General features: G+C 38.7%; 14 protein-coding genes. 7 read left to right on the forward strand and 7 right to left on the reverse strand.

What is annotated here, in order from left to right; genetic code table 11:
• Positions 1 to 32: 32 nt before the first annotated feature.
• Together gltP and ACLCEG_RS12970 are read right to left on the reverse strand one after the other, a co-directional pair.
• On the reverse strand, positions 33 to 1,319 hold the full coding sequence (gene gltP, locus ACLCEG_RS12965; RefSeq protein ID WP_004698899.1) for a glutamate/aspartate:proton symporter GltP: 1,287 nt from the start codon (positions 1,317 to 1,319) through the stop codon (positions 33 to 35).
• A 691-nt stretch (positions 1,320 to 2,010) separates the two neighbouring features.
• On the reverse strand, positions 2,011 to 3,132 hold the full coding sequence (locus tag ACLCEG_RS12970; RefSeq protein WP_410567800.1) for an endonuclease/exonuclease/phosphatase family protein: 1,122 nt from the start codon (positions 3,130 to 3,132) through the stop codon (positions 2,011 to 2,013).
• Between the two features lie 187 nt (positions 3,133 to 3,319).
• Between ACLCEG_RS12970 and asd the strand changes: the two genes are divergently transcribed.
• The 5 genes from asd (at position 3,320) to truA (ending at position 9,142) form a co-directional block, all read left to right on the forward strand.
• Positions 3,320 to 4,438, forward strand: a complete 1,119-nt coding sequence (gene asd / locus ACLCEG_RS12975; RefSeq protein ID WP_002053322.1) for an aspartate-semialdehyde dehydrogenase — start codon at positions 3,320 to 3,322, stop codon at positions 4,436 to 4,438.
• A 148-nt stretch (positions 4,439 to 4,586) separates the two neighbouring features.
• On the forward strand, positions 4,587 to 5,948 hold the full coding sequence (locus tag ACLCEG_RS12980) for a FimV family protein (RefSeq protein WP_410567802.1): 1,362 nt from the start codon (positions 4,587 to 4,589) through the stop codon (positions 5,946 to 5,948).
• A 59-nt stretch (positions 5,949 to 6,007) separates the two neighbouring features.
• Positions 6,008 to 7,300, forward strand: a complete 1,293-nt coding sequence (locus ACLCEG_RS12985) for a hypothetical protein (protein ID WP_410567804.1) — start codon at positions 6,008 to 6,010, stop codon at positions 7,298 to 7,300.
• A gap of 58 nt (positions 7,301 to 7,358) precedes the next feature.
• Complete coding sequence (locus ACLCEG_RS12990) at positions 7,359 to 8,330, forward strand: asparaginase (protein ID WP_410567806.1); 972 nt, start codon at positions 7,359 to 7,361, stop codon at positions 8,328 to 8,330.
• Between the two features lie 14 nt (positions 8,331 to 8,344).
• Positions 8,345 to 9,142: a tRNA pseudouridine(38-40) synthase TruA gene (gene truA, locus ACLCEG_RS12995; protein ID WP_216985725.1), complete on the forward strand. Its 798-nt coding sequence runs from the start codon at positions 8,345 to 8,347 to the stop codon at positions 9,140 to 9,142.
• Positions 9,143 to 9,161: 19 nt separating this feature from the next.
• On the opposite strand, the gene ACLCEG_RS13000 is transcribed toward truA, so the two are convergent.
• Positions 9,162 to 10,172, reverse strand: coding sequence for an AraC family transcriptional regulator (locus ACLCEG_RS13000; RefSeq protein WP_004883404.1), 1,011 nt, complete (start codon positions 10,170 to 10,172; stop codon positions 9,162 to 9,164).
• Between the two features lie 264 nt (positions 10,173 to 10,436).
• On the opposite strand from ACLCEG_RS13000, the gene infA reads away from it, so the two are divergent.
• A complete protein-coding gene (gene infA, locus ACLCEG_RS13005; protein WP_001284370.1) occupies positions 10,437 to 10,658 on the forward strand; it encodes a translation initiation factor IF-1 in 222 nt (73 codons plus the stop codon).
• Positions 10,659 to 10,709: 51 nt separating this feature from the next.
• Here infA and ACLCEG_RS13010 read toward each other — a convergent pair whose 3' ends face one another.
• Positions 10,710 to 11,084: a lysozyme inhibitor LprI family protein gene (locus tag ACLCEG_RS13010; RefSeq protein WP_086495926.1), complete on the reverse strand. Its 375-nt coding sequence runs from the start codon at positions 11,082 to 11,084 to the stop codon at positions 10,710 to 10,712.
• Positions 11,085 to 11,251: 167 nt separating this feature from the next.
• Between ACLCEG_RS13010 and ACLCEG_RS13015 the strand changes: the two genes are divergently transcribed.
• On the forward strand, positions 11,252 to 11,659 hold the full coding sequence (locus ACLCEG_RS13015) for a hypothetical protein (protein WP_410567808.1): 408 nt from the start codon (positions 11,252 to 11,254) through the stop codon (positions 11,657 to 11,659).
• Between the two features lie 60 nt (positions 11,660 to 11,719).
• Here ACLCEG_RS13015 and leuB read toward each other — a convergent pair whose 3' ends face one another.
• The 3 genes from leuB to leuD all read right to left on the reverse strand — a co-directional run bounded on the left by leuB (position 11,720) and on the right by leuD (position 14,181).
• A complete protein-coding gene (gene leuB, locus ACLCEG_RS13020) occupies positions 11,720 to 12,799 on the reverse strand; it encodes a 3-isopropylmalate dehydrogenase (RefSeq protein WP_077164956.1) in 1,080 nt (359 codons plus the stop codon).
• A 31-nt stretch (positions 12,800 to 12,830) separates the two neighbouring features.
• Positions 12,831 to 13,421 carry a hypothetical protein gene (locus ACLCEG_RS13025; protein ID WP_004698919.1) on the reverse strand — a complete coding sequence of 197 codons (591 nt, stop codon included), beginning with the start codon at positions 13,419 to 13,421 and terminating at the stop codon, positions 12,831 to 12,833.
• 112 nt (positions 13,422 to 13,533) lie between these two features.
• Entirely contained in the window at positions 13,534 to 14,181 is a 648-nt protein-coding gene (leuD, locus tag ACLCEG_RS13030; RefSeq protein WP_410567810.1) for a 3-isopropylmalate dehydratase small subunit, read from the reverse strand.
• Between the last annotated feature and the right edge of the window lie 16 nt (positions 14,182 to 14,197).

Genomic DNA, 14,197 nt, shown 5'->3' on the forward strand with positions numbered 1-14,197 from the left:
GCGGGTTTTTTTACAACTAAAAGAAAGCAGTCTTATTTAAATGTTGCTTCATAAGCAGCAGCTTTTTCATAGTCGTATTGTTTTTCCCATTTACTGATTACAAGTACCGCAAGCGCGTTACCTACAACGTTCAACGCAGTACGAGCCATATCCATAATACGGTCAACACCAGCAATAAATGCTAGGCCTTCTACAGGAATACCAACACTACCTAATGTCGCTAATAACACAACAAACGATACGCCAGGAACACCCGCGATACCTTTAGAAGTGATCATTAATGTTACAACCAAAATAACTTGTTGGCTGATTGACATTTCGATACCGTAAAGCTGTGCAATAAAGATTGCTGCAATACTTTGGTAAAGCGTAGAACCATCAAGGTTAAATGAATAACCTGTTGGAATTACAAAACTAGAAATTGCTTTTGGCGCGCCATAAGCTTCCATTTTTTGCATAATACGCGGTAAAACTGTTTCTGAACTTGCAGTCGAATATGCCAAAATTAATTCATCTTTCAAGATCTTAAGCAAAGTAAAGATATTGATACTGAACATTTTTGCAGTTAAACCAAGTACCACTAAAGCAAAGAACAAGATTGCACCGTAAACCAATACAACCAATTTGCCTAATGGAATAAGTGAAGCAAAACCGAAGTTTGCAACAGTTACAGCGATCAAACCAAATACACCCACTGGCGCATATTTCATGATGATGTGCGTTACACGGAACATTGTTTCCGATACAGCATGAAATACATTTAATAATGGGTCTTTAGTTGTAGCTGGTAATGAAGATAGACCAATACCAAAAAGTACAGCAAAGAAAATCACTGGTAACATTTCGCCATGCGCCATTGAACTAATAATGTTCGTTGGGATAAGCGATAATATTGTCTGCATGATGCCATGAGACTGTGACTGAACTTCTTCAGTTGTATGCTTATATTGAGAAATATCTGTTTGAACCAGCTGAGACATATCAATGCCTGAACCTGGGTGGAAGATATTCGCTGCAACTAAGCCAACCAAAATAGCAATAGTAGTAATAATTTCGAAATAGAGAATGGTTTTAAAACCAAGACGCCCTAGACTTTTTGTACTGCCTACACCAGCAATACCTAAAATCAATGTAGAGAAAACGATTGGAATAACAATCATTTTAATCAGGCTAATAAAGATCTTACCTAATGGAGTAAGAACGTTATTTACAATGCTATCTTTGATTTCAGGCTGATTATGTAAAACAGCCCCGACAACTATCCCTAGGATTAAAGCAATTAAAATTTGCCACGCAAGGCTAAATTTAAAATTCTTCATAAGACAATCCTTATGCACCGCAAAGTATCAAATATGAGAGGGAGAAGAACACTATTTTTATAGTGAAACCTCAATATGTACACTAATTTCCAAACAGAAATTTAAATGCACAAGCAAATCACAACCCGCCGATCCGGCGAAGTAAACAACAATGCCTGTTGACGATCCAACATGTCAACGATCGGCACATTCTATTGAGATTTGCCAATTAAACAAGTCCAATTTATACCTAAATAGATCAAAGCCTATATTTATTCTTCAATAATCTATAAAAACAAAAACTTATTTAAAAAAATTTTTGTATCTATTTTCATTGAAAAAGGGCTCGGATATATAAAAAAATTTATGGACTACTACCTATAATTAAATAGATTTTTAAATTAAGAGAACCTTAAAATATTTCTTTAATTTATAATTAATTAAATGGTACTTATATAAGATATCAACCCGAGTTCTGCGTCCTGCAAAACTCGGGTAAATGAGGTTGTGCTTTCAGGGTATATAATTCTTTTTATCGCTTCCGTTCTAACATCTTATCCGTGATGTCGTTCCATATCAGCTTAGTGCATCCTTACTTGGGATAATCCATTCCCGCTTCCGTGTGCCGATGAATGTAGAATAAGGGTTTTAGCTCTCCCTGCCTATTGGACCTAGACTCAAATCTTTGTACGATATTGCTTACAACTCGCTTTTATATAGTTTTCCCTTTATAAGGTTCTGTAATTTCATCAGTCACGACTTTTTCTTCTTTTTCAGCCTTAGCAATACCCTCTTGTATTGCAGCTTGGGCTTCTTTTGCATCTTCTTCAGTTTCTTCAACTTCTTCTTGAATTTGTTCAAATATTCGACCTGTTTGTAAAACCACATAAACAGGAAAATGGTCCGATCCAATATGAGATAAACGTTGCATCTTTATCAAACCAAAATCTGTGCTATGAAAGATATGATCAAGTGACCAGCGTAATAAAGGATAGTCTGCATGAAAAGTATTTATAAAATGTCGTCCAACACGCGGATCGAGCAACCCACTAATACGTTGAAATAAACGAGTTGTGCGTGACCATGCGACATCATTTAAATCTCCCATCACGATACAACTTTCATCTAGATCTTTAATCTGATCTCCAACAATTAAAAGTTCTGCATCTCGTAGTGTTGAATCTTTTGCTTCAGTTGGACTAGGTGGTTTAGGATGCAAACAGTAGAGCTGAACAGGCATTCCAGAGGACAAGATTACAGTGGTGTGAATAGAAGGAATTTCATTACTTAGAATGAATTTAACCTCTGTATTTTTAAGAGGGAGTCGACTATATAAATGCATGCCATATAAATTATCTAATGGTACAGGCACACGGTATGGATAATCTTCCTCAATTTCTTTTAATGCATTTTCCCAAGTCTTGTCAGTTTCTAACGTCAGCAGTAAATCAGGTTTTAATAATTCAACATGTTCAAGAAGTAAATGATATTTATCATTAGGTGTAAGTACATTGGATACAATAAGTGAAATTTGCTTTTGAGGATCTAATTGCTTTGGTTTAACTTTTTTAACCTGCTTTTTCCAAAACAATGTATAAGGTAAAACCATTTTAAGTTGATAAGCAATTGCTGCGATAAGTACCGCAAGTAAAATCTCACGCCATAGATTCCATTCAGTTGGCCAAAACAACATGCCCATTAAAGCAATTAGCCCAACAAACAAAATTTGTAACCGTGGAAAATCAGCGCCTCGAAACCACCATTCATCACGAGGGATCAGTGACCAGAAAGTCAACCAAATCACCACTACAGACACAACTTCGATATAAATCATTGAAATTTCTCTTTTAAGATGATTTGTTTTTTAATGTTTTTGTCATCTTTATCAATTTTGTATGTAACATAAACAAGATATTCTACTCAATAAAATTGCTGTTTTGATTCTGTAACGCTTGCAGTTGTGAGCACTTTTGATACACTCAACTCCCCCTAACAATTTTAACGCACCGAGGCAAAATGACATGAAAGTAGGTCTGGTCGGTTGGCGCGGGATGGTCGGTTCCGTCCTTATGCAACGTATGGTTGAAGAGAATGATTTTGCTCATATTGAGCCATTCTATTTCTCTACCAGTAATGCAGGTGGTGAAGCTCCTTCATTTGGTGGTAAGACTGCTCCAGCACTTATGGAAGCTACAGACATTACTAGTCTGAAGCAAATGGATGTCATTATTACCTGCCAAGGTGGCGACTACACATCTGAAGTTTTCCCACAGTTAAAAGCAACTGGTTGGGATGGCTACTGGATTGATGCAGCATCTACTTTACGTATGTCTGATGATGCAATCATCGTTCTTGATCCGGTTAACCTTAATGTGATTAAAGACGGTTTAGCGAAAGGTACTAAAACTTTCGTTGGTGGTAACTGTACCGTATCACTTATGTTGATGGGTGTAGGCGCACTTTTCCAAAACAATTTGGTTGAGTGGATGACTGCTATGACTTATCAAGCAGCATCAGGTGCTGGCGCACAAAACATGCGTGAGTTGTTAACAGGTATGGGTTACTTATACAACAATACCAAGACTTTGTTAGATGATCCTAAATCTGCAATTCTTGATATTGACCGCCAAGTTGCTGAGTTACAACGTGGTGAAGGCTTCCCTTCTGCAAACTTTGGTGTGCCACTTGCGGGCTCATTAATTCCTTACATTGATAAACAGCTTGAAAGCGGTCAATCTAAAGAAGAGTGGAAAGGTCAAGTTGAAACCAACAAGATTTTAGGTAACTCTCAAATCGTTCCTATTGATGGTCACTGTGTTCGTATCGGTGCAATGCGTTGCCACTCTCAAGCATTAACGATCAAACTGAAAAAAGATGTTCCGCTTGATGAGATCGAAGATATGATTCGTAACTCAAACCAGTGGGCTAAAGTTGTACCAAATACACGTGAAGCATCGATGACTGATCTTACACCTGTAGCTGTGACTGGTACCTTAACTGTACCTGTAGGCCGTTTACGTAAACTCAATATGGGTAAAGAGTATCTTGGTGCATTCACAGTAGGCGATCAGCTACTTTGGGGTGCTGCTGAACCTTTGCGTCGTATGTTGCGTATTTTAGTTGAATACAAAAGCTCATAATTTGACCTGAATTATTCAGTCAAAATAAAAAGCCGATCACATTTGATCGGCTTTTTCGTAACTGGTTTGTGAAAAATTAACAATTTATTTACATTTCATTATTGTATAATTTTGAACGACTTTACGACTGATCAGGTCATGGATTGAGATGACTGCATATAACAAATTAAAAATTGCCATTTTCACCATTATGTCTTCGCCTTCTGTTTATGCGATTACATTAGATCCTATTCAAATTCAATCTGCACCTGGGGAATTACTTTATGCAGAAATGAATTTTCAGCAAGCGGATCCTAACACTCCCTTGCAAGTCAGTTTAGCCACTCAAGAAGATCTCAATGGTTTGGGAGTCACTCACCAACCTCCTGGTAATCTAAATTTTTATACACGTCAAAATGGCCAAGGTTCTGGTGTTATTGTAATTACCTCATCTCGTCCTATTATTGATCCCGAACTAAATATTGTCGTAAAAGTCAGTGAGGGTAATGCAACTCGCCTTCAACATATTAAAACTGTTTTAAAGCCATCGCCTATCAAAAAGGTGGCTGCTAACGAAACTCCACTTTCACCACAATTTATCGTAAATGAAAAAGACATTGCGTTAAACCTACCTGAAAGTACTCGGTATACACCTGCTGAGACAGCAACACCTGTAGCCGAAACTACAGCTAGTGAGCGCAATCTAAACATTAGCACTGGAACTGCTCCTGCTTTGAATAACTCGGCTCCAGCAACGCCTTTTACCGAAAAACCTGCGACTCAAGCGCCACAGCAGACTATCGCAGCAATGAGTAATGAACCATCTGCTGTAGAAAAACAGCCTGCCGCTTCTCTTAAACCGAGCAGTGACAATCAAACAACTACAGTCAAAAAAGCGGCTCAACCTAAGCCTGCTCAACAAAAAAATGCATTAAGTAAAAATACACCGAAAAAGCAGAAAATCAGTACCTATAAAGGTCCAGCCCCTACAGGTAAATATGTCGTGCAGCGTAATGAATCTTTATGGACTATTGCCAATCGTATTGCAGCACAGACCAAACAACCTGTGGCTAAAGTCATGCGAGATATCCAAGCTCAAAACCGACATGCTTTTATTCAAGGTGATGTAAACCGTTTGCGTCAGGGAATTTCACTAAATTTAACAACAGCAAATACAGCTAAGGCTTCACATACAAAATCTAAATCGAGTGAAACTAACTTAGCAAAAGCATCTTCTGGTAGAGCTAAATATCGCTTACAACAAGCAGAAATGAGCATTGTGGCAGAGAACAGCCCAAATTCTACTCATGGAAGTGCAAAAAAGAGCACACAACAAGGTCAAAACAATACTGAGTTAGCAGTAAAAGTTATGACAACTCGCAAAAAAACCGTTACATTACAAAGGAATGTAACCAAACTAAATCAAACTTTAAGTTTAAAAGACCAACGTATTCAACTTCTGAATGCGCGTTTGGCAGAGTTACAACAGCAGTTAAAAGCACAGCAACAAACTCACAAGCAAAAACATTAAGTTAAAACCAGAGTTAGCTCGCTTTATATTGCAAAATTTTATTTTTTAAGGGGAAAGTAATGTTATATGTGATTCCGTTTATCATATTACTCGTGGTCGCCGTTGTTTTAAAAAAGCGTGAGAATGGCCAAAAACAAGAGACCACCTCCCCAAAAAGTATAAGTAAAAAATCGGGCAAAAAAGCGAGTAGTAAATCGAGTAAAAGCTCGCGCGAAAAAAGTAAAGCCAATGTAGTTGAAGAAGTCGCTCCTGCTCTTCCACAAAGCAGTCCTGTACCTGAGACTGTTCGTCAAAATATTCTACAACTCATTCGAGAAAAACAGTTTTCAGCAGCTGAAGCTCAAGTCAATCAGGCACTAAAAAAAGACAACACCCAGCATGAATTGTATTTATTACTTCTTGAAGTTCATATTGCTCAAAAAGATGAATTTGCGATTCAACAACTTATTAGCCACATTCGCAGCTTGGCATTAAATGAAATAGCGATTAAAGCAGAAGCAAGACAAAAAGAATATGAGTCATCAAGACAACCTGATGCTATTGATTTTCCTCAAGCTAAAGCACATGAAGAACCACAAGCTATATCGGACACAACTGCTCAGTTTGACCAATTAACAACAAGCTCTTCTGAGACTTCTTTTGATGACTTGCAGAAAGACTATGCTCCTGTAAAACAAGAATCTGCTGTTGAAGTTGAACCTTTAGAATTTAACTTTTCATTTGAAAAAACTGCAACTACAGAAAATACCAGCCAACCTGTACATGAAACAGAAGTATCAACTTCTCCGCAAGAACCAGAAGTATCTTCATCTCAAGAAACAAATGAGTTAGCTGATTTAGAGTTTTCTTTTGACTTGGCACCTCTGCATGAAACTGAGAATAAGACTCAAGCAGTAGAGGTAAAAGCAGATCAAGACAGTAGCATCAATCCATTAGATTTTAATCTTGACTTAAATCCTTCAAGTTCAGAGACAAAACCTGCTGAACAAGCTCCATCATTAGATGAAATTAAACTCGTAGAACAAGCGCCATTAGAAGCAGCTTCAATCTCACCTCTTGAGTTTTCGTTAGATGAGCCTGCATTAGTTACAGTATCAGAGCTTGAAACTCAAAATTCTATAGATGTAGTCAATGAAGCAGTTACGCAAGCTCAAACAGAGGATCCACTTCTAGAAGCTTTTCCAGAATTAAAACAAGTAAATGAAAATGAGCTTAACTTAAAACTGGCTGAGCAATACATCAAGTTTGGAGCGAACCAAGCAGCGCGCAATTTACTACAAGCTGATGAGCAAAAATTCAACACAGAACAACAACAACATGCGAAAAACCTACTTAATCGCATAGCTTCTTAGAACTGTTCGATTTACCATAAGCAGTCAGAGATGACTGCTTTTTTATGCCTGCAAAAATATGAAAAAAATAGCCTTATTTTATATGGGTGGTACTTTTGGTTGCATTGGTGAACCTTTAGCGCCTATGCCTTACGACCAATTCTTGCCTCAACTTGAAAAAGTGATTCCACCACACTTAACGGTTGACTGCTTCGCTGCACCCAATATTGTCGATAGCAGTGCCTGTACGGCTCCTGATTGGTTACGCCTCATTCAACGGATACAACAACTACAACTTGAAGGCTATCAACATTTCGTTGTTATTCACGGTACAGATACGCTCAGTTATGCGGCTGCGACCCTAGCTCGCTTTTTAGGCCAAAGCTGTCATATTGTAATTACTGGTAGCCAATACCCGTTACTCAATATTCAAGGTGATAATACTCGTGAATTTACTGATGCAATTGAAAACTTATATCTTGCATTAGAACAAGTGATTAGCTTACCTGTAGGTGCTTATCTTGCATTTCATCATCAAGTATTCCATGCACAAACTGCATTAAAAACGCATACGACTGAACTCGATGCATTTTCAGGTTTAAGTAGTGAAGTTGAGTTTACACCTCAACAAAATGAATTGATCGTTCAAGATGCTCAAATTGAAAGAGCTGCTTCATTCCAGATTTTAAACTGGATGATGCAACCAATTGCAACACAGCACTTGGTACAACAGTTACGTCACTTACTTCCTGCCACACCACACTTTTTGGTGTTACAAGGCTTTGGTACAGGCAATATTGCAGTAAACCCTGAACTATTGGCAACCTTAGATGAACTGTATGCTCATGGTTGTGTTCCAATCTTGGCGACACAAGTGACCTTTGGCGGCATTGACCAACGTTATGCAATTAGTGCTTGGGCCAAAACTGCAAAAATTGTCATTAATGATGCGCATAGTCATGCAGATCTTTATGCAAAAGCACTTCAAATCTATTTAAAATACCCAACCCCAGAACAATGGTTCAGCCATTGGAATGAAAATTTGCATTAAATAGAGGTAAAGCTATGCAACGTTATGCGGTCGGTATTGAGTTTAGCGGAGTTCAATATCGAGGTTGGCAAACACAACAGCCAGGCGTTGCCAGCGTTCAGGAAACGATTGAGCGTGTACTCAGCAAAATTGCAGATGAACCTATTGCACTTCATGGTGCGGGTAGAACAGATGCAGGTGTACATGCAACCAATATGGTAGCTCATTTCGATACGAATGCCATTCGTCCAGAGACAGGATGGTTAAGAGGAGCAAATAGCCAGTTACCTAAAGATATTTCCATTCAGTGGATTAAACTGATGGATGAAAACTTTCATGCGCGCTTTAAGGCGACGGCTCGACGTTACCGCTATGTTATTTATAACGCTCCTTGTCGCCCAGCCCTCTTACATAAACAGGTCACGCACATTTACCAACAGCTAGATGTGCAAAAGATGATTAAAGCTGCTAGCAAATTTGAAGGAACACATAACTTTGAAACCTTCCGCGCCGCAGCATGCCAGTCCAATAAGCCTGTACGACATGTAACGCATTGCCGTCTATTTGAACATGGTCGCTACTTGGTCTTAGATATTCAAGCAGATGGTTTTTTACACCATATGGTACGCAATATTGTCGGATGCTTACTCGAAATTGGTCAAGGTATGTATGAAATAGACCATATCGATGCGATGTTTGCGGCACAAGATCGTAAAGCGGCAGGAGTCACTGCTCCGCCTGACGGCCTCTACTTTATTCAATGTTATTACCCTGAGCAATTCGACTTGCCACAGCCACCACTTGGCCCACATTGGTTAAACCTACCTGAGTAGGCTTAACCAATTTTAGTATTTAACGATGCTGTTTACGCTTACGGTATTCAACTGGCGTTTCATTGGTCCAGCGTTTAAACGCACGATAGAATGTACTTGGTTCAGAGAAACCCGTTAAATACACAATACGCTCTACGCTCTCACTGGTATTTGCCAAAAGTTTTTTAGCTAAACGACAACGATAGTCTGAAAGTATTTGCTGGAAACTAGTATTCGCTTCACTTAACTGCGTCCGTAAACGGCGCGGTGTAATATTTAATTGTGCTGCTACAGTTTCTAGCGTGGTTTCTCCACTTTCCAGTGTCGAACCAATCGCACGACGAACTTCCCCCACCAAATCATAACGAGCCAGTTCTTGTAACTTTTCAATTGCGAGCTGCTCATGCAATTGTAATAGTTCAGGTTCTGCTTGCCAAAGTTGGAAGTCTAAAATGGCAGGGTCAAAATATAACCTTGTTTCTTTTTGTCCTAAACTTACTGGGCAGCCATAAACACGGAAATATTCATCTTCAGAAGCACCTTCACTGAAATTAAAATCGATGAAGATTGGATGAAATTGCCCTTCGGTAATAAATTTGAAGAATCGAAGCACACCTGAAATCGCACATTCTGAAAAATGACGATTAACAAGATTATCAGCACCAATTTGTTCACCATTGGTCAAATAACAACGTCCATCTTCGACGACCAGTTTTGCATCAAATGCATCACTAATGAGACGTTGGTAAGCCAAAGCTCGTTTAAGCCCTTCACCAAAGGTTTCACTACTAATAAATAAGTGTTCAATGACCTGACCACGGTATAAAGGCAAATGTTCACCTAAATGCAAACCGATGTCTGGATCTTTACTGACTTCCTGAGCTGCAGTCCAAAAGGCATACTGTGCACTTAACGGAGTACGTGCATTGGTATCGACCTGATTTAAAGCGACTCCCGCTTTAGTTAATATTTCTTCTGTTGGCAATCCTGCACGACGAATTGCTTGATAGCCAAAACGTAATACAACTGATGCATCTGTTAGCTGACCCACGCAGTGCCCTTCCATGTAGATACTTCATTGATACTTAGGAGCTGTTGACTCTTTTTTCATGAACAGTCCCTAATAACTATGATTTTAGATTAGCGTTGATTGACCAAACTGACAACAGAATTAGAGTTGTTTTGTGAAAAAAATTACATCTTTTTTTACTAGTCATAGTTTAACCAGATGCTTTAACAAGAAGATGTCTATCTTGTTTTTTTTAAATAAATTGACTATAATTTGCGCCTTTCCAATTTGATCATCAGGTAGGCTATGGCCAATAAAGAGGAACTCATTGAGTTCGAAGGCGTTGTCACCGAAACGCTTCCTAATACGATGTTCCGTGTACGTCTTGAAAACGGTCACGAAGTTATTGCACACATTTCTGGTAAAATGCGTAAACACTATATCCGTATTCTTACTGGCGACAGTGTGAAAGTCGAAATGACTCCATATGACTTAACTAAAGGTCGTATTACGTACCGTGCTCGCTAATTAGTGAATGCAAAAAAGCCACATCATGAAGTGGCTTTTTTATTGCGTTATTTATTCACTTAATCGACTGGTTTTACATCCAACTGTTTGGCATTCACGCAATCTTTCTTGCAGCCAATGGTTTCTTTCTTGCGTTGTCTGTAAACGGCATTGCACGTCTACACTATTTCTATTTGAATCTGTACATTCAGCATCACGTTGACGTATCCAAGCAAGTTGAGACTTCTTAAGCGTATTTTTTTGCGCCGTATTCAATTTTGCTCTTAATGCCTGATAGTTTTTATTCAAGTCTGCATCAGCACTCGCATAGATTTTATTTGTACAGTAAATATCATCATAAGTATTACGAGTAGTGTCACAATTATCGGCATATACTGCTGTTACTCCAAAGCTGCATAAAAATGCTAAAAGTATTTTTTTCATCATGTTTTCCTTAAGTTTTTTGCAAAATAATTATAAAGCCTTTTGGATATGAGTATGAATCCCTAGATAAACTCATTCTCCATTTATCATAAACTTCCTTTTTTTCTTTACAAGCTAGGCAATCCAACCTACCGTTATCTAATAATAAATATAATGTGATAGAGAGAAAAATGAATATACAGACCCTATGTCGAATAAGTTTACTCTCAGTGATGCTTATTTATTTGAACGGTTGTGCAACTCATCCACGGCAATCTATAGATTTACAAGAATATTTAAAAGGCTTTCTGGGCAAATCGTCGACCACCATTCAACAAGAACTAAACTTACGTGGTCTTGGTTTTCAAATTGCTCATGTTCCACAAAAAACACCAAATCAACTCATCTACACAATTTTGCGGCCCTTAAGTATTCCAATTCCTATGGTGAGCAATGTTGAGATGGGTGGTAATCCAGTCCCTATTCAATCGGGGTCTTTAGGGAGCAATTCTTACGATGTTAATTTTAGTTGCAAAGTTATTTTTCAGCTTAAAAATGACATTGCTGAATCAATCCAGTATCAGGGCAAAGCCTGTTAAAACCTTTCGACAATAAAAAAACGCGGCTTAAAGCCGCATTTTTTTTTAGCAAAGTAGCGATTAAGCAAGAGCAGCAACAACTGCTGCACCCATCTCGGCTGTACCTACTTTAGTCATGCCTTCAGACATAATATCGGCTGTACGGAAACCTTGATCAAGTACTTGCCCTACTGCATCTTCAATTGCTTTAGCAGCAGCTTCTTCACGGAAGGTATAACGAAGCATCATTGCAACAGAAAGAATCGTTGCTAATGGGTTTGCCACATTTTGACCTGCAATATCAGGCGCCGAACCATGACAAGGTTCATACATGCCTTTACCGCTTTCATCCAAAGAAGCTGATGGCAACATACCAATTGAGCCTGTAAGCATTGCTGCTTCGTCAGACAAGATGTCGCCAAACAAGTTGCCAGTAACGATTACGTCAAACTGTTTAGGCGCACGTACAAGTTGCATTGCAGCATTGTCCACATACATATGTGAAAGCTGAATATTTGGATAGTTTGCTTGCTGTAAGTCAGTAACCGTTTGCTTCCAAAGCTCCGTCACTTCTAAAACGTTTGCTTTATCTACAGAACAAACTTTACCACCACGTAATCCTGCAAGTTCAAAAGCCACTTTGGCAATGCGTTTAATTTCACTTTCAGAATAAACGTCAGTGTTATAGCCTTGTTTTTCACCATTTTCGAGTTCACGAATACCACGTGGCTGACCAAAGTAGATACCACCAGTAAGTTCACGAACAATTAAAATATCTAAACCAGCAACAATCTCAGGCTTTAAGCTAGAAGCATCGGCTAATTGTGGGTATAAAATCGCTGGGCGCAAGTTAGCAAACAAGTTAAGTTCACTACGAATTTTTAAAAGACCACGTTCAGGGCGAATAGAGCGTTCAATGGTGTCCCATTTTGGTCCGCCAACGGCACCTAATAAAATGGCATCAGCTTTCTTTGCTTGCTCACTTGTTACAGCTGGGTACGGTTCACCATGAGCATCAATCGCTGCACCACCCAATAGGCCATGTTCCCAAGTCAACGACAAATTAAATTTTTCATTTACTTTATTTAATACTTTTTCTGCTGCCCCAACAATTTCAGGACCAATACCATCGCCAGCCAAAATTAAAATCTGTTTAGACATGAAGTTTTCCATTTTCAAAGACAAGACAGCGTTATGACTGTCGTGGTGTTAGTTTTTTCTGTTCGAGAAATTCACCGAGTCCTGTGGTTACATCAAATGGTCGACAAAAACGGCGAATGACACGCCCATCCTGCTCTAAGTCAACACATAATGGATCTGGTACAGAAACATTGAGCAAACTGCCCGAACGGTTAGATTTGTCTCGGTACATTTTAAACATATAGCGATGATTAGCTTTAAATTGGTGAATAACATGGATCGTTTCTGCCCGATCTGGAGAGATCGGATAAAAACGAATGACCACTTCATATTGCTTAGCAGGCACAGACAGATACAAACTATTGCTTTGACTCAACAGCGATCCATTTAATCTCACAATTCCTTGATGAATTGCCTGATTACTAATTCTGCGTGTCTGAGCATCAACGACAGTAATATCATTTAGTCGTTCGAATTCGCAACTTTTTGCACCCGAACAATATATTGCTGCATTCTGCCCCAAATTTTCATGTTTGGCCTGCTTAATACGAACAGTATCGACCACATTGTAAGTGCTCTGACAAGCACTAAGTGTTATTGCGCACAGGCCCAACAAAAAGCTATGAGTAACGTTCCTCTTCATTGTTCAAGCCCAATCCTCATCTAGTGCATAATTTTAAGGTGTTTTTATGCTTTAGCATGTTAGCAAGAGTTTGAACACGACGCCATGACTATGTTTAAAATGTACCAAAAGGTTAATTTATCTCTTGGAATACCCAAGGACGAACCTGTTTAGTTTTTTCTTCATAAGCGCGAATTGCATCCGCATTTTGAAGAGTTAAACCAATATCATCCAAGCCATTTAACAAGCAATGCTTACGAAATGGATCTACCTCGAATTTAAATGCTTCACCATTTGGTGTACGAACTTCTTGCGCAGCTAAATCAATAGTTAATTGATAACCTTCATTCGCAGCACATTCTTTAAATAACTGATCAACAATGTTCTCAGGCAAAATGACTGGCAACATGCCGTTTTTAAAACAGTTATTAAAGAAAATATCCGCAAAACTTGGAGCAATAACAGTACGGAAACCATATTCGTTTAATGCCCAAGGTGCATGTTCACGACTTGAACCACAACCAAAGTTAGTACGAGCAATTAAAACAGTTGCCCCTTGATAACGTGGCTGATTCAAAACAAAGTCAGGGTTCTTTGGGCGTACTGAGTTATCTTCACCTGGGTAGCCTTCATCTAAATAGCGAAGTTCATCGAATAAGTTGTCGCCAAAACCAGTACGTTTAATCGATTTTAAAAACTGTTTTGGAATAATTAAATCTGTATCAACATTGGCACGATCTAATGGTGCAACGATACCTTGTTCAACTGTATAAGCTTTCATGGTTTGCTCCAGACCG

Origin of the sequence: Acinetobacter sp. H1(2024), assembly GCF_046557555.1 — a bacterium.
GTDB classification, from domain to species: Bacteria; Pseudomonadota; Gammaproteobacteria; order Pseudomonadales; family Moraxellaceae; genus Acinetobacter; species Acinetobacter seifertii.